This window comes from Micromonospora sp. NPDC126480 (assembly GCF_040302465.1).
Lineage (GTDB): Bacteria > Actinomycetota > Actinomycetes > Mycobacteriales > Micromonosporaceae > Micromonospora.
Genome location: NZ_JBEORU010000037.1, coordinates 1 through 26626 on the forward strand (window position 1 = coordinate 1; position 26626 = coordinate 26626).

General features: G+C 71.6%; 27 protein-coding genes and 1 pseudogene. 15 read left to right on the plus strand and 13 right to left on the minus strand.

Annotated elements, in window-relative coordinates; genetic code table 11:
* Positions 1 to 90 precede the first annotated feature (90 nt).
* Positions 91 to 789 carry a CBS domain-containing protein gene (locus ABTW87_RS26535; RefSeq protein ID WP_350653774.1) on the minus strand — a complete coding sequence of 233 codons (699 nt, stop codon included), beginning with the start codon at positions 787 to 789 and terminating at the stop codon, positions 91 to 93.
* Positions 790 to 1002: 213 nt separating this feature from the next.
* Between ABTW87_RS26535 and ABTW87_RS26540 the strand changes: the two genes are divergently transcribed.
* Both ABTW87_RS26540 and ABTW87_RS26545 read left to right on the plus strand, forming a co-directional pair.
* Positions 1003 to 1578: a hypothetical protein gene (locus ABTW87_RS26540; RefSeq protein WP_350653776.1), complete on the plus strand. Its 576-nt coding sequence runs from the start codon at positions 1003 to 1005 to the stop codon at positions 1576 to 1578.
* Between the two features lie 160 nt (positions 1579 to 1738).
* Entirely contained in the window at positions 1739 to 2116 is a 378-nt protein-coding gene (locus ABTW87_RS26545) for an FKBP-type peptidyl-prolyl cis-trans isomerase (protein ID WP_350653777.1), read from the plus strand.
* Between the two features lie 162 nt (positions 2117 to 2278).
* On the opposite strand, the gene ABTW87_RS26550 is transcribed toward ABTW87_RS26545, so the two are convergent.
* On the minus strand, positions 2279 to 2641 hold the full coding sequence (locus ABTW87_RS26550; RefSeq protein ID WP_350653779.1) for an STAS domain-containing protein: 363 nt from the start codon (positions 2639 to 2641) through the stop codon (positions 2279 to 2281).
* 139 nt (positions 2642 to 2780) lie between these two features.
* Between ABTW87_RS26550 and ABTW87_RS26555 the strand changes: the two genes are divergently transcribed.
* On the plus strand, positions 2781 to 3800 hold the full coding sequence (locus ABTW87_RS26555; protein ID WP_350653781.1) for an SMP-30/gluconolactonase/LRE family protein: 1020 nt from the start codon (positions 2781 to 2783) through the stop codon (positions 3798 to 3800).
* Positions 3801 to 3899: 99 nt separating this feature from the next.
* Here ABTW87_RS26555 and ABTW87_RS26560 read toward each other — a convergent pair whose 3' ends face one another.
* Positions 3900 to 5165, minus strand: coding sequence for a L,D-transpeptidase (locus ABTW87_RS26560; RefSeq protein WP_350653783.1), 1266 nt, complete (start codon positions 5163 to 5165; stop codon positions 3900 to 3902).
* Positions 5166 to 5654: 489 nt separating this feature from the next.
* Between ABTW87_RS26560 and ABTW87_RS26565 the strand changes: the two genes are divergently transcribed.
* Both ABTW87_RS26565 and ABTW87_RS26570 read left to right on the plus strand, forming a co-directional pair.
* A complete protein-coding gene (locus tag ABTW87_RS26565) occupies positions 5655 to 6626 on the plus strand; it encodes a sugar phosphate isomerase/epimerase family protein (RefSeq protein ID WP_350653785.1) in 972 nt (323 codons plus the stop codon).
* Positions 6627 to 6651: 25 nt separating this feature from the next.
* Complete coding sequence (locus tag ABTW87_RS26570) at positions 6652 to 8748, plus strand: PQQ-dependent sugar dehydrogenase (protein ID WP_350653787.1); 2097 nt, start codon at positions 6652 to 6654, stop codon at positions 8746 to 8748.
* Positions 8749 to 8800: 52 nt separating this feature from the next.
* Here ABTW87_RS26570 and ABTW87_RS26575 read toward each other — a convergent pair whose 3' ends face one another.
* The 4 genes from ABTW87_RS26575 to pdhA form a co-directional block, all read right to left on the minus strand.
* Entirely contained in the window at positions 8801 to 10489 is a 1689-nt protein-coding gene (locus ABTW87_RS26575) for a right-handed parallel beta-helix repeat-containing protein (protein ID WP_350653789.1), read from the minus strand.
* 111 nt (positions 10490 to 10600) lie between these two features.
* Positions 10601 to 11938 (minus strand): dihydrolipoamide acetyltransferase family protein, encoded by a 1338-nt coding sequence (locus ABTW87_RS26580; protein ID WP_350653791.1) that lies wholly within the window; start codon positions 11936 to 11938, stop codon positions 10601 to 10603.
* A complete protein-coding gene (locus ABTW87_RS26585) occupies positions 11923 to 12927 on the minus strand; it encodes an alpha-ketoacid dehydrogenase subunit beta (RefSeq protein WP_350653793.1) in 1005 nt (334 codons plus the stop codon). Before ABTW87_RS26585 ends, ABTW87_RS26580 begins: the two co-directional genes overlap by 16 nt.
* Positions 12927 to 14084 (minus strand): pyruvate dehydrogenase (acetyl-transferring) E1 component subunit alpha, encoded by a 1158-nt coding sequence (gene pdhA, locus ABTW87_RS26590; RefSeq protein ID WP_350653795.1) that lies wholly within the window; start codon positions 14082 to 14084, stop codon positions 12927 to 12929. Before pdhA ends, ABTW87_RS26585 begins: the two co-directional genes overlap by 1 nt.
* A 104-nt stretch (positions 14085 to 14188) precedes the next feature.
* Here pdhA and ABTW87_RS26595 point away from each other — a divergent pair, with 104 nt between their 5' ends.
* From ABTW87_RS26595 to ABTW87_RS26620, 6 genes are all read left to right on the plus strand, one after another.
* Positions 14189 to 14695, plus strand: a complete 507-nt coding sequence (locus ABTW87_RS26595; protein WP_502891649.1) for an Lrp/AsnC family transcriptional regulator — start codon at positions 14189 to 14191, stop codon at positions 14693 to 14695.
* Between the two features lie 149 nt (positions 14696 to 14844).
* Positions 14845 to 16431, plus strand: a complete 1587-nt coding sequence (locus tag ABTW87_RS26600; RefSeq protein ID WP_350653797.1) for a pectate lyase family protein — start codon at positions 14845 to 14847, stop codon at positions 16429 to 16431.
* A gap of 180 nt (positions 16432 to 16611) precedes the next feature.
* Positions 16612 to 17004 (plus strand): MmcQ/YjbR family DNA-binding protein, encoded by a 393-nt coding sequence (locus ABTW87_RS26605; RefSeq protein WP_350653799.1) that lies wholly within the window; start codon positions 16612 to 16614, stop codon positions 17002 to 17004.
* Between the two features lie 88 nt (positions 17005 to 17092).
* Entirely contained in the window at positions 17093 to 17554 is a 462-nt protein-coding gene (locus ABTW87_RS26610; protein ID WP_350653801.1) for an SRPBCC family protein, read from the plus strand.
* Complete coding sequence (locus ABTW87_RS26615; protein WP_350653802.1) at positions 17551 to 17901, plus strand: ArsR/SmtB family transcription factor; 351 nt, start codon at positions 17551 to 17553, stop codon at positions 17899 to 17901. The genes ABTW87_RS26610 and ABTW87_RS26615 overlap by 4 nt, the downstream gene beginning before the upstream one ends.
* 32 nt (positions 17902 to 17933) lie before the next feature.
* Positions 17934 to 18377, plus strand: coding sequence for an SRPBCC family protein (locus ABTW87_RS26620; protein ID WP_350653804.1), 444 nt, complete (start codon positions 17934 to 17936; stop codon positions 18375 to 18377).
* A 19-nt stretch (positions 18378 to 18396) separates the two neighbouring features.
* Here the strand turns inward: ABTW87_RS26620 and ABTW87_RS26625 are convergent, their stop codons facing one another.
* Together ABTW87_RS26625 and ABTW87_RS26630 are read right to left on the minus strand one after the other, a co-directional pair.
* Positions 18397 to 19371, minus strand: coding sequence for a DNA polymerase domain-containing protein (locus tag ABTW87_RS26625; RefSeq protein WP_350653806.1), 975 nt, complete (start codon positions 19369 to 19371; stop codon positions 18397 to 18399).
* A gap of 94 nt (positions 19372 to 19465) precedes the next feature.
* Positions 19466 to 19690 (minus strand): hypothetical protein, encoded by a 225-nt coding sequence (locus tag ABTW87_RS26630; RefSeq protein WP_350653808.1) that lies wholly within the window; start codon positions 19688 to 19690, stop codon positions 19466 to 19468.
* 243 nt (positions 19691 to 19933) lie between these two features.
* Here ABTW87_RS26630 and ABTW87_RS26635 point away from each other — a divergent pair.
* A pseudogene (locus ABTW87_RS26635) lies at positions 19934 to 20688 on the plus strand (IS256 family transposase); the annotation flags it as partial.
* 51 nt (positions 20689 to 20739) lie between these two features.
* Positions 20740 to 21351, plus strand: a complete 612-nt coding sequence (locus tag ABTW87_RS30295) for a TetR/AcrR family transcriptional regulator (RefSeq protein ID WP_502891651.1) — start codon at positions 20740 to 20742, stop codon at positions 21349 to 21351.
* 53 nt (positions 21352 to 21404) lie between these two features.
* On the opposite strand, the gene ABTW87_RS26640 is transcribed toward ABTW87_RS30295, so the two are convergent.
* The 3 genes from ABTW87_RS26640 to ABTW87_RS26650 all read right to left on the minus strand — a co-directional run bounded on the left by ABTW87_RS26640 (position 21405) and on the right by ABTW87_RS26650 (position 24704).
* Positions 21405 to 21977 carry a TetR/AcrR family transcriptional regulator gene (locus ABTW87_RS26640; RefSeq protein WP_350653810.1) on the minus strand — a complete coding sequence of 191 codons (573 nt, stop codon included), beginning with the start codon at positions 21975 to 21977 and terminating at the stop codon, positions 21405 to 21407.
* Between the two features lie 181 nt (positions 21978 to 22158).
* Positions 22159 to 23148 (minus strand): LLM class oxidoreductase, encoded by a 990-nt coding sequence (locus ABTW87_RS26645; protein ID WP_350653812.1) that lies wholly within the window; start codon positions 23146 to 23148, stop codon positions 22159 to 22161.
* 617 nt (positions 23149 to 23765) lie between these two features.
* Entirely contained in the window at positions 23766 to 24704 is a 939-nt protein-coding gene (locus tag ABTW87_RS26650; protein WP_350653813.1) for an NADP-dependent oxidoreductase, read from the minus strand.
* A gap of 81 nt (positions 24705 to 24785) precedes the next feature.
* Between ABTW87_RS26650 and ABTW87_RS26655 the strand changes: the two genes are divergently transcribed.
* Complete coding sequence (locus tag ABTW87_RS26655) at positions 24786 to 25187, plus strand: winged helix-turn-helix transcriptional regulator (protein ID WP_350653814.1); 402 nt, start codon at positions 24786 to 24788, stop codon at positions 25185 to 25187.
* 54 nt (positions 25188 to 25241) lie between these two features.
* Here the strand turns inward: ABTW87_RS26655 and ABTW87_RS26660 are convergent, their stop codons facing one another.
* Entirely contained in the window at positions 25242 to 25658 is a 417-nt protein-coding gene (locus ABTW87_RS26660; protein WP_350653816.1) for a MerR family transcriptional regulator, read from the minus strand.
* Positions 25659 to 25682: 24 nt separating this feature from the next.
* Between ABTW87_RS26660 and ABTW87_RS26665 the strand changes: the two genes are divergently transcribed.
* Positions 25683 to 26555 (plus strand): VOC family protein, encoded by an 873-nt coding sequence (locus ABTW87_RS26665; RefSeq protein WP_350653818.1) that lies wholly within the window; start codon positions 25683 to 25685, stop codon positions 26553 to 26555.
* Positions 26556 to 26626: the final 71 nt, after the last annotated feature.

The window sequence follows — 26626 nt, forward strand, 5'->3', positions numbered from 1 at the left end:
CCCTAGGATTCTCAAGATCCAGGCGACGAGAGTGCTCACCGGCCGGCGGCTACCGGAGCCGAGTGTCCTACAACAACTCGGTACGACCCATTAGGCGACCGGGGTGACCTGCCCGGCGCCCAGCTCGACCAGGCCGGTGTCGTCGACGTCGTACGCGATCGTGCTCACCACCCGCACGACGCCGGTGACCTGACCGGCGAGCCGGGCCGCCAGGTCGGCGGCGCTGCGCCGGTCCACGCGTCCGTCCATCGTCACCTCGCCGTCGCGAACCTGGACGGTCACCAGGCCGTCCCGTACGGCGAGCACCCGGCGCAGCACCTCCTGCACCACGTCCTCGCGGATCTCGGCGTCGGTGCGAAGGTGCACCCGGAGCAGGTCGCCGCGCGTGACGATGCCGATCAGGCGGCCGAGGTCGTCGAGCACCGGCAGCCGCTTCACCGACTCCTGGTCCATCAGCCGGGCCGCGGCGGGGATGGTCGCCGTCGGCCAGGTCGTGACCGCCGGGGCGGTCATCAGGTCCCGCGCCACCAGCGCGTCCGCCTTCTCCCGCGCGGAACGGTGCCGCCGCCCCTCGAAGATCCGCCGCTGGTCCGGGTGACCGGCCCGCTCGATCTTGTGCAACAGGTCCGCCTCGGAGACGACGCCGAGCACCCGACGGAACCCGTCGATCACCGGTACGGCGCTGATGCCACGCCGGACGAGCACGTCGACGATCTCCCGGTACGGGGTCTCCTCGCCCACCGTCGCGACGTCCCGGGTCATCACGTCGCCTACCTGCCAAGTCCTCATCACGACCTCCTCGCCGTTTCCACCTCGGACGGTATGGCGGCGACGGGTGGCGCGGTCAGGGTCGCGGGACCGCATCCGCACGGCCGAGCGGACCGACCGGAAGGGGTCCAAGGTCCCGGTCCGGGAGGGCCCGGTCGCCTCTGACGGGCCGACGGCGCCCCGGCGTCCAATGGAGGTGCCACCGGGAAGCGCGGTGCGAGCAGAGGAAGGGACGTGGAGACGATGACCGCGACGACCAAGCGGAACACCGCCAAGACCATCAACCCGGCGGACGCGAACCGGCCGCAGGCCGAGACCCGCCGGGAACGGGCAGCCCGCTACGTGCTGGCCGGCACCCGCCTGGCGCTCGGCTGGGTCTTCCTGTGGGCCTTCCTCGACAAGCTGTTCGGGCTGGGCCTGGCGACCGAGGCCAAGAACGCCTGGATCAACGGTGGCAGCCCGACCAAGGGCTTCCTGGCCTTCGGCGCGGCCGGACCGTTCAAGGGCTTCTACAACGGCATCGCCGGCGCGGTCTGGGCCGACTGGCTGTTCATGATCGGCCTGGCGGCCATCGGCACCGCCCTCCTGCTCGGCATCGGCGTGCGCGTCGCCGCCGTCACCGGCGGGCTGCTCCTGGTCCTCATGTGGACGGCCGTCCTGCCTCCCGAGAACAACCCGTTCATGGACGACCACCTCGTCTACGCCGCGGTGCTGGCGGTCATCGCCCTGCTGAACGCCGGCGACACATGGGGCCTCGGCAGGACCTGGGCCAGGGTCCCCCTCGTCCAGCGCTTCCCCTGGCTGCGCTGACCGATCCCGCAACACCCCCGACGGCGGGCGCCACCACCGGTGGCGCCCGCTTCGTCCGCGCCACGCCCGGCCCGGGTCTCCCTGCGCGCATCGGCCGATCACGATCCGGCAGGATCACGGTACGAAGCACGTCACGACGGTCACGGCAGGAGACTCCCGGATGAACCAGGCAGGCAAGCCCGAGGTGGGCCCGATCGAGGGCGCGCCGCCGGCCGACCTCGTCGTCGAGGACATCAGCGTCGGCGACGGACCCGAGGCACGGGCCGGACAGGTGGCCCGCGTGCACTACGTGGGCGTCGCGCACTCCACCGGGCGCGAGTTCGACGCGTCCTGGAACCGGGGCGAGCCCTTCGAGTTCCCGCTCGGCGGCGGCCGGGTCATCGCCGGCTGGGACCAGGGCGTGGTCGGCATGAAGGTCGGTGGCCGGCGTCGCCTGACCATCCCGCCGCACCTCGGCTACGGCGAGCGGGGCGCCGGCGGCGTGATCAAGCCGGGCGAGACCCTGGTCTTCGTCGTCGACCTGCTCGCCGTCCGCTGACGGTGTAAGGAAGGGCCCCCTGTTAACGCCTGCGGTAGAGGAAGGGCCCCCCGTTAACGCCTGCGGTAGAGGAAGGGTCCCCTGTTAACACCGCGGGCCGCAGCCACGTCGACCGGCCGCGGAAGCGAGGCTTCCGCGGCCGGTCGACGAAGAAGTGATCGGTCAGGCTGCGACGAGGGCGGGGCCGGCGGCCGGGTCGGGCACGTCGTCGACGACCCGGACCACCCGACACAGGCCGGTCACCCGCAGGACCCGGGCCACCACCGGATCGGGGCCCACCAGCACCAGCTCGCCGCCACCGGCGCGGAACCGAAGGTGCGCGGCGGCCAGCGCGCGGACCCCGGCGGCGGAGAGGACGCGGACGCCGGACAGGTCGAGCCGGAGCACCGACCGGGCCGGCGCGGCCCACAGGGCCGACCGCAGCGCGCCGACGGTGGCGATGTCGACCTCGCCGGTCGCTCGCACGTCCACCACCCGGTCGCCCACGCGGACCTCGACGTGGAACCGCTCGTCCCGCTGTCCCATGGCCACGAATCTAGCCGGCACCACCGACAGTTCCCTCGTGCCGCGGTACGGGATCCGGGTACGACCAGGGTCGCACCCGGAGGCGTCGGGGATCCCCCTTCCGGGCGACACCCCCGCATCGGCGGGTGAGAATGGGCGGATGAGCGTACCCCGCCCCCGCGCACCGTGGCTCATCCGTCCCGTCCGCGAGCCGGCCACGGTGCCACCGCCGCTCGACGGGCCGTGGGCGCCCACCGACCGCCGGCTCGACGCCGTCGACCTGCTGCCACTGCCCGCCGGCCGGTCCGGACCGGAGGACGTGGTGATCGATCCGGCGGGCCGGGTGGTCAGCGGATCGGAGGACGGCGCCATCTGGTGGTGGCCGGTCGACGCGCCCGCGGGAACCCGGCCGGAGCTGCTGGCCGAGACCGGCGGCCGCCCGCTGGGGGTGGAGATCGACCCGCGTGACGGCAGCCTGGTGGTCTGCGACGCGTACCGGGGGCTGCTGCGGGTGACCGGGGACGGGACGGTCCGGGAGCTGGGCGGTGCCGGGCCCCGGCCGCACCTGGCCGACAACGCGACGATCGCCCGGGACGGCACGGTGTACTTCACCGATTCGTCCAGCCGGTTCCCGGTGTCGCACTGGAAACGCGACCTGCTGGAGCACCGTCCGAACGGACGGGTGCTCGCGTACGACCCGGGCAGTGGGCGCACCGAGGTGGTCTGCGCGGGGCTGTACTTCCCGAACGGTGTGGCGCTCACCCCGGACGAGTCCGCGCTGATGCTGGTCGAGACGGCGACGCACCGGCTGGTCCGGGTCGGCCTGCCGGACGGCGCGGTCACCGTCCTGGCGGACCTGCCCGCGTACCCGGACAACGTGGCCGCGGTGGGTGACGGGACGTACTGGATCGCGTTGCCCAGCCCGCGTGTGCCGGTCGCCGAGCGGCTGCTGCCGCACCCCAGGCTGCGGCAGCTCGTCGCCGTGCTGCCGGCGGCGGTGCAACCGAAGCCGCTGCGCTACGGCCTGGTGGCGCTCGTGGACGGTGAGGGCCGGGTGTTGCGGACGCTGCACGGTCCGGACGGGAGGTACGACATGGTCACCGGGGTCCGCCAGCACGGCGAGCACCTGTGGCTGGGCAGCCTGACCGGCGCCGGGGTGGCCCGGGTGCCGCTGCGTTGATCAGCTCGGCCCCGGTGCCGAGCCCGGACGGAGGCCGGAGCGCGACGCGCGGGAGGGCCCGGATCAACCTCGGATCCGGGCCCCCGCGTACCTGACCGGTCAGCCGCCGCGGACGGACGGCGCCGGCACGGGTGAGCCGCCGGCCACGGCGCCCGGGTGCGGCGCCTGGGTTGGGCTCGGACCGAGGCCGGCCGGCACGGGCAGGGCGCTGCCCTTGACGTACCGGTCCCAGCTGACGTTCCACGCGGTCCAGCCGTTGCCCTCGTTCAGCTCCACCTCGGTGCCCTTGACCGTCACCAGGTCACCGACCTGGGTGACGTTCATCAGCCAGTCCGCCGCCATCGCGGAGACGTTGGTGCAGCCGTGGGAGACGTTCCGGTTCCCCTGGTCCCCCTCCGACCATGGCGCGCCGTGGATGAACTCCCCGCCCCAGGTGAGGCGCTGCGCGTCCTCGACGTCGACGACGTACGGGTCGGCCGAACCCCGGGTGTCGAACGTCGTGAACTGGTGCTTCTCCATGATCACCATCTTGCCGCTGGAGGTCGGCGTGCTCGGCTTGCCGAGGCTCACCGGGATCCTGCGGAGGAGCTTGCCGTCGCGGTGGACGGACATCTGCTTGGTGGCGTTGTCGATCTCCAGGGACACCTGCCGGCCGATCTTGGACGTCGCCCGCCGGTCACTGTCGCCCACGTACTCCTTGCCGATCGGCAGGCCCTTCAGCCCGGCCCGGACGCTGATCGTGGTGCCTGGCCGCCAGAATTCGGGCGCCCGGTAGTAGACCTGGCTGCCGTCGGACACCCACGACCACACCCCCGGCTGCGGCGGGTTCGTCTTCACGAACAATCGCCGCTGCACCGCCGCCCTGGCTTCTTTCGGAATGGGCGGGTCGAACGCGACGGTTACCGGCATCGCGGTTCCGTACGTCCGTTTGTCGGCGAAATACAACGTGCTGGTGATCTGCGGTCGGGTGGATTCGGGCATCGTCGTGAACGTCGTCTTCCGGGTGGTCGTGGCACCCGAGTCGCCGGTTGCGGTCACCTCGGCGGTGTACGTCCGTTTCGGCTTCAGTGGAGTCGCCGGCACCCACCCGGAGCCGTCCTCCCGCGGTTCCGCCTCGACCTTCGTGCCCTTGTCGTCGGTGATCCGGACCGAGGTCACCTTGCCGCCCTTGACGGCGGTGCCCACCTCGGCGCTGATCGGGACGTCCCGGGTCCGGTCGGACGGTGTGACGGTCAGTTCCGGCGGGGCGGCCCGCCCCTCGGCCCGCCGTTCGCCCGGTTTGCCGTCGGCGGTGCATCCGACGAGCGCCAACGGTGCGGCCGCGACGGTCACCGCGAGCAGCGTCATTCGCCGCCTGAAATCCATGAGCGTCCCCCCGTTTATTGCTTTCCCTCCGCCACATTCTCTCGGCCGCACGCCGTCGGGAACGCATTTTCGGAGAATCGCCCGGCGCAATTATCGCCCGCGTTTTCCGGTCCGGCGCGCCCTGCGCCGGCCGTTACCGACCGTGCCTGATCGCCGTCGACCGTCCGCCTTCGGCCCGCCCGGCCCGTTCGCCCGAGCCTCGTTCGGCCGCCGCCCGGAACATCTTTTGCTTCGGTCATCGAAAGTTTCGATCCCGATAACAGACCTTTGCGTCGGACCAGCCGTAAGGGTACGGTGGCCAACTAGATACAAAGTTGTCCATCGGTCGATATCGGACCTGCCAGCGGTGACGGGCGCCCCGGTGCGCGCCCGCGCCGGCGTCGTGACCGCCATCGCCGGGCGACCGCCCGGCCGGTCCGTCGTGCCCGCGCGGGGCCGGTGCGGCCGCCGACGGCCGGACTTCTCGGTCCGGCAGGGAGGACCACCACCGTGGACCAGCACCACCACCAGCCCGGGCGGGACCCGCTGACCCGTCGGGGCGTCCTGCGCGCGGCCACCGCGTCCGCCGCCGCGCTCGGGACCGCCGGAATGATCGCCTCGCCGGCCGCCGCGGCGGCGGCCCCCGGCCCACACGGGGCCACCGACGCCCCCGGGCACGCCCGACCGGGTCGCCGGCGCGTGCCGCTCGACCGGATCAGCATCCAGCTCTACACCCTCCGCGACCAGCTCGCCGTCGACCTGCCCGGCACCCTCGCGGAACTCCGGCGGATCGGCTACCGCCGGGTCGAGCACGCCGGCTTCGTCGGCCGCACCGCGGCGCAGTTCCGCGCGGCCCTGGACGACGCCGGCCTGCGCGCGACGTCCGGGCACGCCGGCATCCCGCAGCCGTTCGACGCGGACGCCTGGGAGCGTACGCTCGCCGACGCGGTCACGGTCGGCTGCCGGTACCTCGTCCACCCCTGGTTCGGGCTGGACGAGCAGGGCCAGCCGATCCGGGACCCCGAGCGGTACCGGGCGCTCGCCCGGGACCTCGACCGGGCCGGCCGCCTGGCCGGCCGGGCCGGTATCGACTTCGGCTACCACAACCACCAGCTGGAGTTCGTCCCGCTGACCGACGGCCGGACCGGGTTCGACATCCTCGCCACCGGCACCGACCCGCGCAACGTCCACTTCGAACTCGACCTGTTCTGGACCTGGCGCGGCGCCCACGACCCGGTCGACGTGATCCGCGCGCACCGCCGCCGGATCCGGCAGGTCCACGTCAAGGACATGGACGTCAACGCCAGCTTCGCCGACCTCGGCGACGGGTTGATCGACTTCGGTCGTGTCTTCGCGCAGGCACCCGGCATCGAGGAGTACATCGTCGAGCGCGACGACGCCGGCACCCCGCCGCGGTCTCCCGCGGACGCGCTCACCACCGCCCGCGTCGGCTACGACCACCTCGCCTCGCTGCGCTACTGACCACCACCTCTCGGGGGACGAGCACATGACGAGAAGGACCGCGTACCTGTCCGCCCTGCTGCTGGTCGGCGCCGGCCTCACCGCGCCGGCCAGCCCGGCCACCGCCGCGCCCGCCACCGCGCCGCCGCCGGACAGCAGCTTCCAGAAGGTCACCCTCAACGACTTCCCCGGCGAGCCGATGAGCCTCGCCGTCCTGCCCGACCTACGGGTGCTGCACACCGCCCGCACCGGTGAGGTCCGCATCCACGACCCGCGTACGGGTTTGAACACCCTCGCCGCCGACGTGCCGGTCTACGAGCACGACGAGGAGGGGTTGCAGGGCATCGCGATCGATCCGGGCTTCAGCCGCAACCGGTGGGTCTACCTGTACTACTCACCGCGCCTGGACACCCCGACCGACGACCCGGCCACGCCGGACGTCAACGAGGGCGACGCCCCGCTGGTCGGCACCGAAGCCGACTGGGCGCCGTTCCGGGGCGTCCTGCGGCTGTCCCGGTTCAAGCTGACCGGCGCGACCCTGGACCTGCGGACCGAGCAGCGCATCATCGACGTCCCGACCGACCGGGGCATCTGCTGCCACGTCGGCGGGCAGATCGACTTCGACAGCAGGGGCAACCTCTACCTGTCCACCGGCGACGACACCAACCCCTTCTTCTCCGACGGCTACACGCCCATCGACGAGCGGGCCGACCGGCACCCGGCGTTCGACGCGCAGCGCACCTCGGCGAACACCAACGACCTGCGCGGCAAGCTGCTGCGCATCCGGGTCGGCCCGAACGGCGGCTACCGCGTCCCGCCGGGCAACCTGTTCCGGCCGGGCACCCCGAAGACCCGACCCGAGATCTACGCGATGGGGCTGCGCAACCCCTTCCGGTTCGCCGTCGACCGGCGCACCGACGACGTCTACCTGGCCGACTACTCGCCGGACGCCTCGTCGGCCGACCCCGACCGCGGCCCGGCCGGGCACGGCCGCTGGATGCGAGTCGACCGGCCGGCGAACTACGGCTGGCCGTACTGCGTCACGCCGGACCTGGCGTACCGGGACCACGACTTCGCCACCGGGCGGTCCGGTCCCGAGTTCGACTGCCGGCGGCCGGTGAACGACTCGCCGCGCAACACCGGTCTGCGCAACCTCCCGCCGGTCGCCGCGCCGCAGGTCTGGTACCCGTCCGCCGCCTCCGGCGAGTTCCCCGAGCTGGGCACCGGCGGCATCGGTCCGATGGCCGGTCCGGCGTACGACCACGACCGGCGCAGCGCCTCCCGGACGAAGTGGCCGGCGTACTACGACGGGGTGCCGCTGTTCTACGAGTGGACCCGGGACTACATCAAGGAGTTCCGCCTCGACCGCCGCGGCGACGTACGCGACATCCGGCCGGTCGTTCCGTCCCTGGTCGTGGACAACCCGATGGACCTGGAGTTCGGGCCCGACGGCGCGCTCTACGTGCTGGAGTACGGCGACGGCTACTTCGCCGAGAACCCCGACGCCCAGCTGGCCCGGATCGACTTCGTCCGGGGCAACCGGACCCCGGTTCCGAAGATCAGCGCGACGCCCACCGCCGGGCAGGCGCCGCTGACCGTGCAGTTCTCCAGCGCGGGGACGGTGGATCCGGACGGCGACCGGCTGCGGTACGCGTGGGACTTCGACGCCGACGGGACGGTCGACTCGACGGAGGCGAACCCGGGCCACACCTACACCGCGAACGGCTCGTACCAGCCCACCGTGAAGGTCACCGACCGCACCGGGCGGTCCGCCGCGGCGACCCTGCCGCTGCTGATCGGCCCCCGCCCGCCGATCGTCGAGTTCGCCAGCCCGGTGGCGGGCCAGCCGTTCGAGTTCGGCCAGACCGTCGCCTTCGAGGTGAAGGTCACCGACGACCTGCCGGTGGACTGTTCCCGGGTCACGGTCACCTACATCCTCGGGCACGACCAGCACGGTCACCCGCTGTCGTCGGCCTCCGGGTGCACCGGCACGATCACCACGTTCGTCGACGGCGGGCACAGCGGGGCGGACAACCTGACCGCGGTGTTCGTCGCGGAGTACACCGACGCGCCGACCGAGCCGGGCGTACCGCCGCAGACCGGGACCGCGACGGTGGTCCTGGCACCGACGCCGGCGAGCTGACCCGGACCGGCGGCGGCCCGCGCGGACCGGGGGCCGCCGCCGGTGTCCGGGGTCAGTCCCAGTCGGAACCGTCGTCGTTGCCCGTCCAGCGGCCGCCGATCGGCGGCGTGTCCAGCCGCATCCCGCCGAGCTCGTTCCCGACGAGGTCGTTGTCCTGCACCCGGCACCCGGCGGCGCTGCCGGCCTCGGTGATCCAGATTCCGTACGTCTGGGTCTGCGGGTCCTGGCTGTCCCAGATCCGGTTGCCCCGGATGGTCAGCGAGTCCACCGCCGCGTTGATGGTCAGCCCGGCCCGCACGGGCGGCGCGTCCGGCAGCTCGTAAGCGCTTCCCGGCGGCGGGGTGTCGGCGCTCCAACTGGTCTCCGAGCCGGGGCGGATGGGCGCCAGCCGCAGCTCCGCCCCGTTGTTCTCCACGACCACCGCGTACCGGCGGCCGACCCGCAGCACCTTGCCCCGGTGCGCGTCGTCCCGCCAGGCCGCCTGCCGGTCGATCATGCTGCGCTCGCTGTAGCGGACGAAGTCCCCGCCCCCGGTGGCGGCCGGTGCGCACTGCCGGCCGTTGTTGCGGATCCGGTTGTTGAGCACGACCGCCTCGCGCATCGGCCGGTCGATGCGGATGCCGTCGGCGCTGTTGCCGTAGAAGTCGTTGCTCTCGATGATGATCTCCTCGGCGACGCCCGCCTCGGATGTGCTCTCGCCGAGGGACCGGTGGTGGTAGCCGTAGCGGCCGTTGCCGCTGACCCGGTTGCCGCGGATCGTGTACGGGCCGGGGGTGTTGCCGATGCTGATCCCGTCGCGCAGGTTGCCGTCGATGACGCAGTCGGTGACCAGGCCGCCCTTGCCGGCCGTGTTGGTGGTGCCCTTGGCCGAGACGTGGAAGCCCGCGTCCAGGTTGCCGGTCATCGTGCACGCCGTGACGATCAAACCGTTCATTCCCCAGTCGGAGATCCCGAAGCGGTTGCCCTGGGCGTGACAGCCGATGATCCGTACGCCGAGGGGGCGCGGCTGGTCCGGGTCCTGCAGCTCCACGAAGATGCCGTTGGTGGCGTTGCCGACCGCGCTGCTGTTGGTGATGTTGAAGCGTTCGACGGAGTCCCGCCAGCCACCGACCCCGACACCGATGCCGGCCCCGCCCATCTGGGTGCCGTCGTCCTCCCGGCCACAGCCGGCCACCAGCACCGTGTCGATCAGACAGTCCTGGAGGAAGTCGCAGCCCAGACCGGTGGCCGCGGTGTGGTGGATGTAGAGGTCGCGGAAGATGCCCCGGGTGATGAACTGCAGGCCGATTCCCTTGGCGAGCGGGTTGTAGTCGGCCATCGCCACCCCGGAGCCGTCGATCTCGAAGCCGGAGAACTCGACGTGCGCCAGGTGGTGCGTCGGGCTGGCGCCGTGCAGCTGCGCCGTGAAGTACGCCAGCGGCACCGGCTCGGCCCGGTTTCCGTCGTTGCTGAGGACGAACCGGGTCGCGCCCGCGCCGGCGCCGACAAGCGAGACTCCGGAGCGCCAGACGGTCCCGGCGTCCCGGATGGAGTACACCCCGGGCGGGCAGTAGATGAGCCGGGCCCGGCCGTCGGCGGCGTACGCGGCGCCGAGCCGGTCCACGAGCGCCGCGAGGGCGGGCTGGTCGTTGGTTTTCCCGTCGCCGGTCAGGCCGTGTTCCCGAGCGTCGCAGAACAGGGGTGAGCCGGCCACCGCGTGCCGGCGCACCCCGATCGAGGTGAGCACGTCCGGATACCCCACCCGAGCCTCCTCCGCGGTGCCGGTCCCGGTGCGGCGTTCCCGGCCGTCGGCGCGCGAAACACCGGCGCCCCTGGCGGCCGAGCGGCCGCCAGGGGCGCACCCCGCGTCCGTTCAGAGGTTGGCGATCAGCACCGCCGGGCGCTCGACGCAGTCCGCGACGTGCCGCAGGAAACCGCCGGCCACCCCGCCGTCACAGACCCGGTGGTCGAAGGTGAGGCTGAGCTGCGTCACCTTCCGCACCGCGAGCTGCCCGTCGACGACCCACGGCTTGTCCACGATCCGCCCGACCCCGAGCAGCGCCGCCTCCGGGTGGTTGATGATCGGGGTGGAGCCGTCCACGCCGAAGACGCCGTAGTTGTTGAGCGTGAACGTGCCGCCGGTGAGCCGGGCCGGTGGCAGGGTGCCGGCCCGCGCCGCCGCGGTGGTCTCGGCCAGCGCGGCGGCCAGTTCGGCGGTGGTGAGCCGCTGCGCGTCCCGCAGCACCGGCACCACGAGGCCCCGCTCGGTCTGGGCGGCGATGCCCAGGTGCACCCCGGCCGACTGGACGATCCGCTGCGCCTCGCTGTCCACCCGGGCGTTGAGCTGCGGGAACCGTCGCAGCCCGGACAGGCAGACGCGGGCCAGCAGGGCCAGGATGCTCACCGGAGCGTCCGGCGTGGCGGCGTTGATCGCCGCGCGGGTCTCCAGCAGGGCGGTCGCGTCGACGTCCACCCAGATGGTGACCTCGGGGATCTCCCGGCGGCTGCGGGACAGCTTGTCGGCGATCGCCTTGCGGATGCCGGTCAGCGGCACCACCACGTCGCCGTCGCCGAGCCCGACGTGCGGGTCCGGGACGTCCGGCACGGCGGCGAGCCGGGCCGGCGCGGCCGGGGTGGCGGCCGACTCGACGTCGGCGCGGCGGATCACCCCGCCCGGGCCGGTGCCGCGGACCGTCGCCAGATCGACGCCCCGCTCCTTCGCCAGCCGCCGCACGATCGGCGAGATGACCAGGACCGGGTGCCGGCCGACGGACGCCGGCGCGGCGGCGACGGGCGCCGGTCCGGTCGCCGCGTCCACCGTCGCCGGGCGTGGCCGGCGGCGGCGCCGGCCGGCGCCGCCGTGCCCGGTGCCGTACCCGATGAGCACGTTCCCGGAGCCGGCCCGCTCCTCCTCGCGGTAGGTGGCGTGCCCCGGCGGCTCGGCGGGCACGGCGGCGTCCAGCGGCGCGATCGTGATCAGGGGCTGGCCGACCGGCCGCACCTCACCGGCCGCGCCGTGCAGGGCCACGACCCGGCCGGCGTACGGGCACGGCACGTCGACGACCGCCTTGGCGGTCTCCACCTCGACGACGGTCTGGTCCACCGTCACGGTGTCGCCGACGGCGACCCGCCACTCGACGATCTCCGCCTCCGTCAGCCCTTCCCCCAGGTCGGGCAGGAGGAAGACGCGCTCGCTCATGCCGCCGCCCACCGCTCGTCCGGCTGGTCGTCCCACTGGAGCCGGGCGACCGCGTCGAGCACGCGGTCCACCGACGGCAGGTGGGTGTGCTCCAGCATCGGCGCCGGGTACGGGATGTCCAGGCCGGACACCCGCAGCACCGGGGCGTGCAGCGCGTGGAAGCAGCGCTCCTGCACGCGGGCGGCGATCTCGGCGCCGACCCCGGCGAAGCCCTGCGCCTCCTGGATCACCACGCAGCGGCCGGTCTTCCGCACCGACGCCGCCACGGTGCCGTCGTCGAACGGCACGATCGTCCGCACGTCGACGACCTCCAGCTCCCAGCCCTCCTCGCGGGCGGCCTCGGCGGCCTCCAGCGCGACCGGCACCGCCGGCCCGTAGGCCACGAGCGTGGCGTCGGTGCCGGTGCGGCGGACGACGGCACGGCCGAACGGCTCGGTCCGCGCCGGCAGCTCCGCCTCGGCGCTGGCGAAGTAGAGCTTCTTCGGCTCCATGAACACGACCGGGTCCGGGTCCTCGATCGCCTCGCGCAGCAGCGAGTACGCGTCGGCGACGGTCGCCGGGGTGACCACCTTCAGGCCGGGGGTGTGCGCGTAGTACGCCTCGGAGGAGTCGCAGTGGTGTTCGACGCCACCGATGCCGCCGGCGTACGGGACGCGGATGACGATCGGCACGGCGAGCGCGCCCCGCGTGCGGTTGCGCAGCTTCGCCACGTGCGAGGCGATCTGCTCGAACGCCGGGTACGCGAACGCGTCGAACTGCATCTCCACGACCGGGCGGAGGCCGGACATGGCCAGGCCGACCGCGAACCCGACGATGCCGGCCTCGGCCAGCGGGGTGTCGAAGCAGCGCTTGTCGCCGAAGCGGGCCTGGAGCCCGTCGGTGATCCGGAAGACGCCGCCGAGCTGTCCGACGTCCTCGCCGAAGACGACCACCCGCTCGTCGTCGAGCAGCGCGTCGGCGAGCGCGGCGTTGAGCGCCTTCGCCATGGTCATGGTGGCCATCAGGCGTCCCCCTCCTGGTCGGCGGCCAGTTCGGCGCGGACCTGCTCGCGCTGCTCGACCAGCTGCGGGGTCGGCTCCGCGTACACGTGCTCGAAGAGGCTCAGCGGCTCGACGGTGGGCTTGTCGTGCATCCGGACCCGCAGGTCCGCCGCGTACGCCTCGGCCTCCTCCGCCACCGCGGCCACGGTCGCGTCGTCGAGCGCGCCCCGGGCCCGCAGGTACGTCCCCAGCCGGGCGACCGGGTCCCGGTCCCGCCAGGCCTCCACCTCGTCGGCGTCCCGGTAGCGGGTGGCGTCGTCGGCGTTGGTGTGCGGCTCCATCCGGTAGGTGTGCGCCTCGACCAGGAACGGACCGTGGCCGGCGCGGGCGTGTTCCACCGCCCGGGTGAGCACGGCCAGGACGGCGACCGGGTCGTTGCCGTCGACCTGCTCGCTGGGCACGCCGTAGCCGACGCCCTTGTACGCGAGGCTCGGCGCGGCGGTCTGCCGGGACAGCGGGACGCTGATCGCGTACCGGTTGTTCTGCACGAAGTAGACGACCGGCGCTTTGAACACGGCGGCGAAGTTGACCCCCTCGTGGAAGTCGCCCTCGCTTGTCGCACCGTCGCCGATGAACGCCAGCGCAACCGTGTCGCGCCCCTGGTACGCCTCCCCGTACGCCAGGCCGGCGGCGTGCACGCACTGGGTGGCGAGCGGGGTGCACTGCGGGGCGGTGCGCCGGGCGGCGGAATCGTAGCCGCAGTGCCAGTCGCCGCGCAGCAGGGTCAGCACCTCGACCGGGTCGATGCCCCGGGCGGTCAGCGCCATCGACTCGCGGTAGGTGGGGAAGACCCAGTCGTCGTCGCGCAGGGCGAGGATTGCCCCGACCTGGCAGGCCTCCTGGCCTCGGGAGGACGGGTACACGGCCAGCCGGCCCTGCTTGGTCAGGGCGGTGGCCTGGACGTCGAAGCGGCGGCCGATCACCATCCGGCGGTACATCTCGGCGAGGGCCTCGACGGGCGGCTCGGGGTAGTCGGCGGGGGCCGGCAGCGGGGTGCCGTCGGGGGCGAGCAGGCGTACCGGCTCGCCGGCCGGCAGCAGCGCGCGGGCCGGTTCCGGCGTGGTGGCCGGCCGGGGCGCGCGCTGGGACGCCCGGCGGACCTGGGGTGTGGTCGTCACGGCGGTACCTCCTGGACATCTGGTGCGCCTATGCTCCTGCTGTCGGATGATTGACTCAAGATTCACCGTGAACGCGGGACGGTTGGCGAACGAGGGGCGGTTCGATGAGCCAGGAGTCCGGTCCGGGGATGGCCGGGGAGGCCGGAACGGGACGATCGGCCCGCGTCCTGGACGAGGTGGACCGGCGCATCCTGGCCGAGCTGGTGCGCGACGGGCGCACCTCGGTGCGGACGCTGGCCGAGCGCATCCACATCTCCCGCACCAACGCGTACGCCCGGGTGGAGCGGCTGGTGCGCGAGGGTGTGATCACCGGCTTCCGGGCACAGGTGGCGCCGGAGGCGGCCGGCCTGGGAACGTCGGCGTACGTCGCCATCACCATCGAGCAGAACACCTGGCGCGAGGTGTCCGCCGAGCTGGCCCGGGTGCGCTACATCGAGCACGCCGCCCTGCTCGGCGGCGACCACGACGTGCTCGCCCTGGTCCGCGCGCCGGACAACGCCACCCTGCGCGACGTGGTGCTGAGCCGGGTGCAGAGCATTCCCGGGGTGCTGTCGACCCGCACCTGGCTGGTCTTCCACGAGTTCGACGGCGATCTCAGCCCCTGGGAGTGACGCGGGCTGCAACAAACCTGCACATCGCAGTCCTTGCCTTCGGGGAAACCGCTTTCCTAGCATTGCGTTTCATCGATGTTTCGTTCGGGTGCCGGGGCGAAGACCACGTGGACGCAGCATCCCGCGTTCGAGGACGAAGGTGAGACGAGATGAGACGACAAGGCACGCTGCGACTCCAGGCAGCGCTGGCCGCGGGCGCCCTCGGCGCCGCGATCCTGGTGGCCCTGCCGCTACCCCAGGCGTCGGCGGCGACCGGCACCGCCACCGGCTACGCGAGCAGCAACGGCGGGACCACCGGCGGCGCCGGCGGGCAGACCGTCCGGGCCACCACCGGAACCGCTGTCCACGCGGCACTGTGCGGCCGGGCCAGCAGCAGCACCCCGATCATCATCCAGGTCGAGGGGACCATCAACCACGGCAACACCAGCAAGGTGTCGGGCGGGAGCTGCAACACCGCCGACGGCGTCATCGAGCTCAAGCAGATCAGCAACGTCACGATCGTCGGCGTCGGCAGCGGGGCCGTCTTCGACCAGGTCGGCATCCACATCCGCGAGGCCCGCAACATCATCATCCAGAACGTGACCGTCCGGAACGTGAAGAAGTCGGGCTCCCCCACGTCCAACGGCGGTGACGCCATCGGCATGGAGAGCGACGTCCGCAACGTCTGGGTCGACCACGTCACCCTGGAGGCCTCGGGTGGCGAGTCGGAGGGGTACGACGGCCTCTTCGACATGAAGAACAACACCCAGTACGTGACCCTGTCCTACAGCATCCTGCGCAACTCCGGCCGCGGTGGCCTCGTCGGGTCCAGCGAGAGCGACCTCTCCAACGGGTTCATCACCTACCACCACAACCTGTACGAGAACATCGACTCCCGCACCCCCCTGCTGCGCGGCGGGATCGCGCACATCTTCAACAACCACTACGTACGGCTGAACGAGTCCGGCATCAACTCGCGGGCCGGCGCCCGGGCCAAGGTGGAGAACAACTACTTCGCCAACTCCAAGGACGTGCTCGGCACCTTCTACACCGACGAACGCGGCTACTGGCAGGTCGCCGGCAACATCTTCAACAGCGTGACCTGGTCCTCCCCGGGCAGCGACAACTACCCGGCCGGGCCCAACGTCCAGTCCACCACCAGCGTCAGCGTCCCGTACTCGTACCGCCTCGACGGGGCGAGCTGCGTGCCGGACATCGTCCGGCAGACGGCCGGGGCCAACACGGGCCTGCGGGTGTCCGACGGAAACTGCTCGCCGCAGTCACCGACACCGGGGCCGACCAGCCCCGCGCCCACCACGCCCGCGCCGACCACGCCCGCGCCCACCACTCCCCCGCCGACCAGTCCCACGCCGACGCCGAGCCAGCCCAGCGGCACGAACCTCAGCATCGGGGCCGGCTCCGACGGCTCCAGCAAGGCCAGCGGGACGAGCTACGGCAACGTGCGGGACGGCAACATGAGCACGTACTGGTCGCCGACCGGCTCGACCGGCTCGATCTCGATCAAGTGGGACTCCGCCACCACGGTCGCCCGGATCAACATCCGAGAAGCGTCCGGCGCCGTGGGCAACATCGGATCCTGGCGGGTCGTCAACCACGACACCGGAGCGGTCCTGCGGACCGGCAGTGGCGCCGGCGTCATCACCTTCCCGGCGACCTCGCTCCGCAAGATCACCTTCGAGATCACCAGCGCGAGCGGCACGCCGCGGGTCGCGGAGTACGAGACGTACGCCTCGTAGCGGCGGGCCCGGGATCGGCACCCGGGATCGGCCCGCGACCGCTGCTCAGCCGAGGGGTGGGACCGTCGGAAGCGACGGGCCCACCCCTCGACGCCCGGGGCCTGCCCGATGTCCCCGGTACCCGGGACGCCGTTGCCGGCCCTAAGCTGGGGACCACCCGATCCGGGAGGTCGCGAGGCCATGGACGACGCCGGCCCACTCGAGCGGATCCGCTCGTTCTGCACCGCTTTTCCAGCGGTGACGGAACGACTCAGCCACGGCGCGCCGACCTGGTTCATCCGCGGCCGGACCTCCTTCGTCATGCTCTGGGCGGACGGGCACCATCAGGACCAGTTCCCCCACCTGTGGTGTGCCGCACCGCCCGGCGCGCAGCAGGAGCTGCTGGCGGCCGACCCGAGGGTCTACTTCCGTCCCCCGTACGTGGGACATCGCGGGTGGCTCGGGATGCGGCTGGACCAGGGCGCGGAGTGGGCCGAGGTCGCGGAGGTCTGCGAGGACGCGTACCGGGCGGTGGCGCCGAAGCGGCTCCTCGCCGAACTGGACGGTCGCCGGCCGGGCGGACCGGCGGGCTGACCTCCGGCACCCGAAACGCAACCAATGGTTGCGTCATGGCCACTCCCCGGGTAACGTCATGCGCAACCAAAGGTTGCAGAAGGCTGCCGTGGAGTTCGGAACCATCCAACGCGAGATCTACGTCGAGGCGTCCCCCGAGGTCGTCTACGAGGTGGTGAGCAGCCCCGAGCACGTCCGGCAGTGGTGGCCGGACGACGCCCGGTACGACCCGACCCCCGGTTCGACGGGAGAGATCGTCTTCGGCGTCCGCGACGCCGGTGGAACCGTGTTGTCGTTCAACGTCATCGACGCGCGGCCACCACGGACGTTCTCGTTCCGGTGGACGCACCCGGCCGACGAGGTCGCCGCGGCGGGCAACTCGCTGCTGGTCACCTTCGACCTGACCCCGTCCGGCGACGGCACGCTGCTCAGGATGACCGAGACCGGCTTCCGCGAGCTGGGCTGGGAACTCGCGGTCCTGGAGCAGCAGTACCAGGAGCACGTCGCCGGCTGGGACTTCTACCTCCAGCGACTGACGCGGTACCTCTCCACGCTGCGGGTGCGGCCATGAGCACCGCGGTTGCCGAGAAGATCGACGACGACCTCTGGGCGGCGATCGGCGACCCGACCCGGCGCCGGATGCTCGATCTGCTGCTCATGGAGGGCGACGGCACCGCGACCACGCTGAGTCAGCGGATGCCGGTCACCCGTCAGGCGGTGGCCAAGCACCTCGGCGTCCTCGACCGGGTCGGTCTGGTCCGGGCGACGCCGGCCGGCCGGGAGAAACGGTACCGGGTGGACGACGCCCAGCTCGCCCGCGCGGTGGCCCAGCTGTCCTCGGTCGGGTCGGCATGGGACGCCCGACTGCGGCGGATCAAGCGGATCGCCGAGGCGATCCAACGCACACAACCGGATTGACGACACAAGACCGACGAGATCGGAGATTCGAGATGGTGGACATTCTGCACCGGATCGGGGTCGAGACCCCGACGCCGGAGAAGGTGTACGACGCGCTGACGACCGTCGATGGCCTGGCCGGATGGTGGACCGACGACACCACGGGCAGTGGTGACGTCGGCGGCATCCTCCAGTTCCGCTTCCTGCCCGGTGGCTTCGACATGGAGGTCGTCGAACTACGGCCCTCCGAGCGGGTGGTGTGGCGGGTGGTCGACGGGCCCGAGGAGTGGATCGGCACCACTGTCGACTGGAACCTGCGCCAGGACGGCGACTACACGATCGTGCTGTTCACCCACCGGGGCTGGAAGGAACCGGTGGAGTTCATGCACCACTGCAGCACCAAGTGGGGCTCGTACCTGATGAGCCTCAAGTCGCTCGTGGAGACCGGTGCGGGCGCACCGTCGCCGCGGGACGTGCGGATCAGCGACTGGCACTAGTCGGTGTCGCCCCGCCGGGTCAGCGCTCCGGCGGGGCTTCCAGCCCTTCCCGATCGGCCAGCTCCAGCAGTGGCTCCAGCGAGTACGCCCGCTCGTCGAGGCCGGCGTGCGGGTCGCCGCACTCGGCGAAGCGGGTCGGCATGGTGGTGACGTCGAAGTCCTCCGGCCGGGCGTCGGCCAGCTCGAACCAGTGCAGCGGCGCGGACACCAGCGCGGCCGGAGTCGGTCGGATCGAGTACGCCGACGTCATCGTGTGGTCGCGGGCCATCTGGTTGTAGTCCACGAAGACCGGCCGGTCCCGCTGCTCGCGCCACCACGTCGTGGTGACCAGGTCCGGGCGGCGGCGCTGCATCTCCCGACCCAGCGCCAGCACCGCGCGCCGGCAGTCACCGAAGCTCCACCGCGGTTCGATGGTGAGGTAGACGTGCAGCCCCCGGCCTCCGGTGGTCTTCGGGTAACCGACCAGCCCCAGCTCGTCGAGGAACGCGCGTACCTCCTGCGCCACCGGCACCACCTGGTCGAACCCGACGCCGGGCAGCGGATCCAGGTCGATGCGCAGCTGGTCGGGCCGCTCGACGTCGCTCTTGGACACCGGCCACGGGTGGAAGCGCAAGGTCCCGAGGTTGACCGCCCAGGCCACCACGGCCAGCTCGCTCGGCGCGACCTCGTCGGCGGTGCGGCCGCTGGGAAAGGTGATGTGGGCGGTCTGCACCCAGTCGGGTGCACCGGCCGGGAGCCGTTTCTGGTAGAAGGCGTCGCCCCGGTTGTCCTGCCGGGTCGCGATCTTCGCGCCCTCGAAGACGCCGCGCGGCCAGCGCTCCAGCATGGTCGGCCGGTCCCGCAGGGCGCGCAGGATGCCGTCGCCGACGGCCAGGAAGTACTGCACCACGTCGAGCTTGGTCAGTCCCCGCTCCGGAAAGTACGGCTTGTCCGGGCTGGAAACCCGCACGACGCGCTCCCCGACCCGGATCTCCTCCGCCGCCGTCGTCGCCACGCCTCACACCGTAGCCGCCGGCGGGCCGCCGGGCAGGGACACGCCGCCGGCCGGACGGCTCCGGTGAGCGGTCCGGCCGGCGACTCGCCGACGGTCAGCGCCCCTCTTGCTGCATGCGCGCCATCAGCATCTGCTTGCCCTGCTCGCCCGCCTTGCGGTTGTTCTCCTGGATCTTCTTGAACCAGGTGGCGAGTTCGCTGTCTCCGCGCGCCTCGGCGTCGGAGATGTACGTCTCCATCCGGTAGATGTTCTCCAGGGACATCTGTATCGCGTGGATGAGGTCGTAGTTCTTGTCCTTCAGGGCGCTCTTCTGCTCCATGGTCATGGTCGCCACGGCGTACCTCCCCTGTCCGTGTCCGGTCGGGCCGCGCTTACCCGGTCGCCCCTCCTTTACGCGCGTCGGTCACGCGACGAGATGGCGCACGCCAGTGCATGCCGGAGCGGCTGGTTGCGCCCACGGAAGTGGTGTACGACTTGCCCGTGATGGGCGTGTTGCGTAGATAGGAGACGGCCACCGCGTGATGCTTCGAGACAACCAGGTCATATAGAAGGAGAGGAACCGATAGCCGCATCTGAGAGTGCGAACCCCGTTGACCTGCTGTGCGAGCAGATCGAGGGCGCGTCGCCGGACGTGTTGCAGGCGCTGATCAAGACGTTCACGCCGGCGTTGATGTCCGCCGAGGCCGACGCGATATGCGGCGCCGCATACGGGCAGCGCAGCGACGAGCGGGTCAACTCCCGCAACAGCTACCCGCAACGGAGTGGGACACACCCGCGCCGGGACGATTGACCTGGCGACCCCGAAGCTGCGCACCGGTTCGTACTTCCCGGACTGGCTGCTGACGCACCTCCGGCGAGCCGAGCAGGCACTCGTCTCGGTGGTGGCGACGTCCTATCTGCTCGGCGTGTCGACTCGGCGGGTGGAGAAGCTGGTCGAGCAACTCGGGATCCGGCAGCTGTCGAAGCCGCAGGTCTCGGAGATGACCGCCCACCTGGACGCCCAGGTCGAGGCGTTCCGCAACCGGCCCTTGGACTCAGGGCATTACACCGTTCCTGTGAACCGACGCGCTGACGATGAAAGTCCGCGAGCACGGCCGCACCGTCAACGTCCACGCGCTGATCGCCGTCGGAGTCAACGCCGACGGCCAACGCGAAGTCCTCGGCCTGGACGTCGCCTCCGACGAAGACGGCGCCGGCTGGCTGGCGTTCCTGCGCAGCCTGACCGCCCGCGGCCTCACAGGGGTCCGCCTGGTCATCTCCGACGCTCACGCCGGCTTGGTGCAGGCCATTGGGGCGGCCCTTCCCGGAGCGTCGTGGCACTGCCCTGCGGAGTGCGGCGTCCGCACGAGCGTCCTATCATCGTGGTCCATGACGATCGAGGACGGCAGGCTGGCTCGGGGACGGCGCACCAGGAGCCGTCTACTCGACCAGGCCGCAGCCACCGCGAGCGTCAACGGGCTCAACGCTCTCTCGCTGGCTCAACTCGCCGCCGACGTGGGGATGAGCAAGAGCGGTGTGGCCGCCCTGTACGGCACCAAGCAGGCGCTCCAGCTCGCAACCGTTGAGCATGCACGGCAGGTGTACATCCGAGCGGTGATCGAGCCGGCGTGGGCGAGCCCGGCCGGTGCCGAACGCCTGGCCGCGCTCCTCACCGCCTGGCTGAGGTACGTACGCGGCGGCGTCTTTCCCGGTGGATGTTTCCTCCAGCGCTGCGTCGCAGAACAGGCCGGCCGTCCAGGGCCGCTCCAGGCGGCGGTCGCGGACCTACGCGGTGAGTGGCTCGAGGCTCTCGCCACCGAACTCCGGGCCGCGTCGGACACGCTCGCCGCAGACGCCGAGCAGGTGGCGTTCGAGCTGGACGCCCTGTTGGCCGCCGGTGTCCGTGGTCATCTGCTCGGTGACGGGCGCGCGCTACAGCAGACAGAGACGGCATTCACGGCGCGCGTTCGCGTCTTCTCCGGACTGGTCGGCGAGGGATAGCGGGCGACACGACGGCGATCCCTCCATGAGAACGGCCGCCGGCAGGTGCGGCATCACGAGCCCAGGAGCCGGTGCGCGAGCGACGCCAGCGAAGCGCTGATGCGCTCGCGCGACAGGCCCCGTTCGGCACGCTGAAAGCGGTACAGGTCCGGCGCGAGTGGCGCGAGCAGCATGTCGGCCAGGACCTTCGGATCGGCGACGCCGGCAGCAACCAGCAGCGCGTGGACGTGTGCCCGCCAGAACCCGTACGCTCCGGTCGTGTACCGCACCTGCCCGATCTCGGCTGCCAGCGCCAAATGGACGTGCCGTTCCAGCAGAGTCGTCATCGCGTCATAGAAGGCTGCCATCCGTTCGGCCGGAGGTGCACCGGGGCCCAACGGCGGAGCGCCGTGCAGCAGTTCTTCCTGCAGGGCGCGCTCGTGGCGGTCGAGTAGCGCCAGTGCGATCGACGCGCGATCGGGATAGCGCCGATACAGTGTCGCCCGTCCCACCCCGGCCGCTCGGGCGATGTCGTCCATCGTCACGTTGTCCGCACCCCGCGTCGCGAACAGCTCCTCCGCTGCGCTCAACACCAGTGCACGATTACGGGCGGCGTCGGCACGTTCCCGGGTTCCGTCAGCAGCCACAAACCTCACCGTACCGGCACCCAACCGACGTCCTGCGGTGGTTGCTCGGCCGTGAGGCCCGCGTGGAAACCAACGCGCGGGCCTCACGGCCGGCACATGCTCGATCGGCGAGCACCCGCCGATCACGAAGCGGCAGACCGCGCGCCCCCGATACCTTGCGCCCGGCGGTCTCGCCCCTCGCTCAGGTACCGGACGGCTGCTGGCTCGTAGCAGGAGAGAGATGCGGCAGGACCGCCTCGGCCAGCTCCCGCAACACGTCGTCGACCGGACGGCGACCGTACTTGAGATTGATGATTACGTGGTTCACGCCGATCTCGCGAAGGGCGGCCAGATGTTCGATCAGGTAGTGATGCCCGGTGCGGTAGCCGAGATGGATCGCCACAGGCGCAGCCCCCGGCTGGTCAACCAGGTCGACATAGAGTGACTGGGCGAACGGTTTGCGGTTCGAGCCGACCTCCTCCAGCGCCTCCTCCCAGGACCGCAGGACGTGGTACTGCTGACGGAGCGGGCGCGGGTACATCAGCCAACCGTCGCCGTGCTCGGCGATCCACTGGACAGTCTGTCGGCTGTTTCCGGTGATCAGCACCGGGATCCGTCGCCCCGCAGGCTTGGGAAGCAGGCCTGCGTCACGCATCACCCCGAACGGAGAATCCAGAGCCGGAAAGTCATCGGCCCACAGCCGGCGGACGGCCCCCACCCCGGCACGGAAGAGGTCCCCGCTGAGCTGCCGGTCCAGGCCGTACGCGGGAAATTCGACTCCCCGGTCACCAGTGGCTGCGCCGAGAATGAGCCGTCCGTCGCAGAGCAGATCCAATGACGCTGCCGCCTTGGCGATGTCGATCGGATTGCGCAACGGAAACACCGTCGAACCGGTGGCCAGAGCGATCTGCGATGTGTTACCGGCGATATGGGTGAGCCACACCCACGGGTCGAACATCTGCCCGGCGTCACCGAATCCCGGGTCGAGCAGCGGTACGTCGCGGGCCCAGAGTGCGGCGAAGCCGACCCGCTCGGCGAGCTGCGCGAGGGCCACCTGCTCGCCGACATCCATCCGCGGGATCGGTCCGTCGTACGACTCGAGGGGGAACATGAGCCCCAATGTCAGGTCGTCGGGCCGGAAGGTGCGGGCGAATCCGGGACGAGTGGCGAGCCCTTCGTCGACGAAGGTCATCTCACCTCCAGACTGGATCGTGCGCTTGTACGATGTTTGTCAAACTACTGTCCCGGTCGGCACCCCGCAATCCCTGGTGACGAGCGCCACCGGATAACCGCGCAGACCCGGAGCAGGCCGGGCGACAGTCCACCTATGGGTCGAACGTCAATGTGCCCACCGCGGAAACCTTGGCCTTGCTGTGGGCGTCCTGATCGGCCCTGCCGACCCGAGGCAGCTCATCCGACGTAACACGGTGCCGTCCACCGGTTGCTGCGCCACAGTCACCTCCAGCGGATCTGCGACACCCGCACGGTCCGTGGCCGAATCCGGATGAGAGCTCTGGCCACTAGCTGCCGCCGACGACCTTCCCGCCAAGCCCGGACCGAGACGTGGGTTGGCCGACCAGTTCGACGAGAACTTCGTCGCGACAATCGGCAGGACCCTGCGTCCAGGCTCTACATACCTGCCGCTAGGTCCCTGGCTCACCTGTGGCACGGCAGGCGGCGGAGAGGTGTCGAGGATCGGCCGGATGGCTGCGGTGGTGGAGGGTGGTCGCCGATTCCGAGGTGGGGGGCGCGCTGATAGACGTGGACTATAGGCGAAGACGGTGTTACGCCGTCGTCGTAGCGCTGCGGTCACGGCACCAGGACCAGCCGGCCGCGTACCCCACCGGCGGCAAACGTCTCGTGTGCCTCGGCGACGCGATCGAGTGGCATGGTCCGCGCGGTCGGTGGCGTCAACTGGCCGGCGTCGACGAGGGCGACGAGGTCGGCCAGCCGAGTGCCGTCGGCCCACGACTCGGCCACGACGACCCGCGTGGAGCGGAGAGGAGGCGGCGCAAACGGGCGCACCAGTGTCACGAAGGTGCCCCCCGCACGGAGCGCCTCATGAGCAGCGATGCCGATGACCGCGGCGTCGATCGCGGCATCCACTCCGCCGGGCACGATCCGCCGTACGTCGGCACCGAGGACGGTCAGCCCTTCACGGGAGATGAACTCGTCGGCGCCGTACCCCCGAACCGCCTCTTCGTCCTTGGCGCCGGCCACGGCCACGGTGCGCACGCCGCGTCGCGCGGCCAACTGGACGACGAGCGCGCCGATGCCGCCGGCCGCACCGGTCACCAGGAGGGTGTCGCCGCGGCACACCCCCGACAGGTCCAGCGACTCGAGCGCGGTAAGGCCGACCAGGGGCAGCGCGGCCGCCTCGACGAGCGGGATCGACCTCGGCGCCGCCGCGACCGCCGCTGCGTCGAGCACCACCCACTGGGCCTGCGCGCCGGGCGCCGACAGCACATCGCGCAGCCCGATGACCGCATCGCCTTCCACGAACGTGGAAACATCGGCGCCCACCTCGTCCACCACGCCGGCGACGTCCCAACCGAGCCCTGTCGACGGCAACGGCGGCAGGAGCCCGGCAGCGGTCAACGCGCCACTCCGGGTGGACAGGTCGATGCGATTGACGGCGGCGCCGACGACCCGGATACGCACCTGGGCGCGCTCCGGTCGCGGCTCGGGAACCTCTGCAACCTCGAGGACATCGGGGCCCCCGAAGTGACGAACGATCACAGCCTTCATGGCAGCGACCCTAGGCACGCTAACGTCGGCTCAGTAAGGACGCACTTCAAGGTGCGTTGGCCACCGAGGGGAGAGGCACCGATGACCACACTGACCGCTTCAGAGCGGCGGGCGGAGGCACGCCGCCGGTACAACGCCAACCTCGCCGAGTGCCCCGGCCATGAGCTTCTAGCCACACTCAGCGACAAGTGGCTGACCCTCGTGGTCAGTGCGCTGGCTGACGGACCGCTACGCTACGCCGAGCTCTCTCGCGTCGTCGCCGGTGCCACCGAGAAGATGCTCACTCAGACACTTCGGACGCTGGAGCGCGACGGCCTGATCACCCGCACGGTGACTCCCTCGGTGCCGGTCCGGGTCGACTACGCACTCACCGACCTCGGGAGAGAACTCCTGCCCCTGCAGCGGGCCATCAAGGAGTGGGCCGAGACCCACATCGAACGGGTGCATCAGGCCCGCGCCGCGTACGACCGTCTCGACCGCTGATCGAAGGGCTGTGTGGGGCGGCGGCTGGCTCTTTCTTCGGCGCACCGCTCGACGTCAAGTTGCCGGTGTCCGTCGGCGCAAGCGGACCGGCCGCCGGCCTCGTCGACGTACCGCCAGGTTGCCGCCATCGCCCCCGCCGAAGTCGCCGATGACGGCGTCGAGCGCGGCGACCGTACGCCCGAGCCGCTCGATCTGGTCGAGGATCCGCTGGCGCTCTTCGTGCAGGCGCAGCGCCAGGTAGGGGGTGCGGACCGCGGCGTCGGTGATGCAGGGCAGCAGCTCCGCCATGGTCCGGCTGGTGAGTCCGGCGTCGAGGAGGCGCCGGATCAGCGCCACCCGCTCGACTGCCTCCTCGTCGAAAATCCGCTGGCCACCGTGGCTGCGGGTGGCACCGAGGAGGTTCTGCTTCTCGTAGTACCGGATCGAGCGCACACTGGCCCCGGTCCGCGCCGCCAGTTCCCCGATCCGCACGGCTCTCACCCTTCTGGCCGGCCTGTGACCGGCACCACCCTTGCCCCTGACATCAGTGTCAGCTCCTATGGTGCCGCCATGAACGGGCTTCCTGTACACCAACTCCGCGTCGTCCTGACCGTGGCAGACTTCGACGACGCGGTGACCTACTACCGCGACATATTGGGCCTGCCGGAGTCGGGTGCCGTCTCCGGGCCCGACGGCGCGCGGGTCGTCATTCTCGACGCCGGCCGCTCCACGCTGGAGCTGGCCGACGAGGCCCAGGCACGGTTCATCGACGAGGTGGAGACCGCCGCTGTCCCCAGCGGACCGGTACGGCTGGCCTTCGAGGTCGCCGACACCGCCGCCACGACCGGTCGGCTCACCCGGGCAGGGGCACACCTCGTCGCACCGCCGGTGCGGACGCCGTGGAACTCCCTCAACTCCCGTCTGGCCGGCCCCGCATGTGTCCAGGTGACGCTCTTCCAGGACCTCGCCGCTCCCGACGACGGTGCGGACCTGATCGGTGCGACGATCGCCTCCCTCGGCGGCGAGCCGGGCATGCTGGCGCGCACCGTCGGCCTTGCGCGGCGCCGCGGCGCGGCCGGGCATCCGCCGTTCGCTGCCGTCGTCGTCCGGGACGGTGTGGTGATCGGCGCAGGGGTCAATACCGTGCTTTCCGACATGGATCCTGCGGCGCACGGCGAGGTCGCAGCGGTCCGCGACGCCGCTCGGCGCACCGGTTCGGTCGGCCTGACCGGGGGGTGGTCTACTCGAGTTGCGAGCCGTGCGCACTTTGCCGCACGGTGGCCGCGGCGGCTGGGATCCGCGAGATCGTCTTCGCTGCGAGCAAGGAGAGCGTCCCTACCGAGATCGATCCGGAACCCGAGACGACCGCGCGGCTCATCGACGCGGTGACCGCGGTGCTGCCCGGCATCGCCCGGCGCGGTGAGACCACACTGACCGAAGCCGAGCTGTCCGAACCGTTC

Excerpts from the sequence above, each read along its gene's own strand:
- ABTW87_RS26600 (WP_350653797.1), top strand. The coding sequence starts at position 14,845 with ATGAGACGACAAGGCACGCTGCGACTCCAGGCAGCGCTGGCCGCGGGC.
- ABTW87_RS26570 (WP_350653787.1), top strand. The coding sequence starts at position 6,652 with ATGACGAGAAGGACCGCGTACCTGTCCGCCCTGCTGCTGGTCGGCGCC.
- ABTW87_RS26545 (WP_350653777.1), top strand. The coding sequence starts at position 1,739 with ATGAACCAGGCAGGCAAGCCCGAGGTGGGCCCGATCGAGGGCGCGCCG.
- ABTW87_RS26620 (WP_350653804.1), top strand. The coding sequence starts at position 17,934 with ATGGTGGACATTCTGCACCGGATCGGGGTCGAGACCCCGACGCCGGAG.
- ABTW87_RS26605 (WP_350653799.1), top strand. The coding sequence starts at position 16,612 with ATGGACGACGCCGGCCCACTCGAGCGGATCCGCTCGTTCTGCACCGCT.
- ABTW87_RS26555 (WP_350653781.1), top strand. The coding sequence starts at position 2,781 with ATGAGCGTACCCCGCCCCCGCGCACCGTGGCTCATCCGTCCCGTCCGC.
- ABTW87_RS26615 (WP_350653802.1), top strand. The coding sequence starts at position 17,551 with ATGAGCACCGCGGTTGCCGAGAAGATCGACGACGACCTCTGGGCGGCG.
- ABTW87_RS26595 (WP_502891649.1), top strand. The coding sequence starts at position 14,189 with ATGAGCCAGGAGTCCGGTCCGGGGATGGCCGGGGAGGCCGGAACGGGA.
- ABTW87_RS26560 (WP_350653783.1), bottom strand. The coding sequence starts at position 5,165 with ATGGATTTCAGGCGGCGAATGACGCTGCTCGCGGTGACCGTCGCGGCC.
- ABTW87_RS30295 (WP_502891651.1), top strand. The coding sequence starts at position 20,740 with ATGACGATCGAGGACGGCAGGCTGGCTCGGGGACGGCGCACCAGGAGC.
- ABTW87_RS26650 (WP_350653813.1), bottom strand. The coding sequence starts at position 24,704 with ATGAAGGCTGTGATCGTTCGTCACTTCGGGGGCCCCGATGTCCTCGAG.
- ABTW87_RS26535 (WP_350653774.1), bottom strand. The coding sequence starts at position 789 with ATGAGGACTTGGCAGGTAGGCGACGTGATGACCCGGGACGTCGCGACG.
- ABTW87_RS26585 (WP_350653793.1), bottom strand. The coding sequence starts at position 12,927 with ATGGCCACCATGACCATGGCGAAGGCGCTCAACGCCGCGCTCGCCGAC.
- ABTW87_RS26645 (WP_350653812.1), bottom strand. The coding sequence starts at position 23,148 with ATGACCTTCGTCGACGAAGGGCTCGCCACTCGTCCCGGATTCGCCCGC.
- ABTW87_RS26630 (WP_350653808.1), bottom strand. The coding sequence starts at position 19,690 with ATGGAGCAGAAGAGCGCCCTGAAGGACAAGAACTACGACCTCATCCAC.
- ABTW87_RS26655 (WP_350653814.1), top strand. The coding sequence starts at position 24,786 with ATGACCACACTGACCGCTTCAGAGCGGCGGGCGGAGGCACGCCGCCGG.
- ABTW87_RS26550 (WP_350653779.1), bottom strand. The coding sequence starts at position 2,641 with ATGGGACAGCGGGACGAGCGGTTCCACGTCGAGGTCCGCGTGGGCGAC.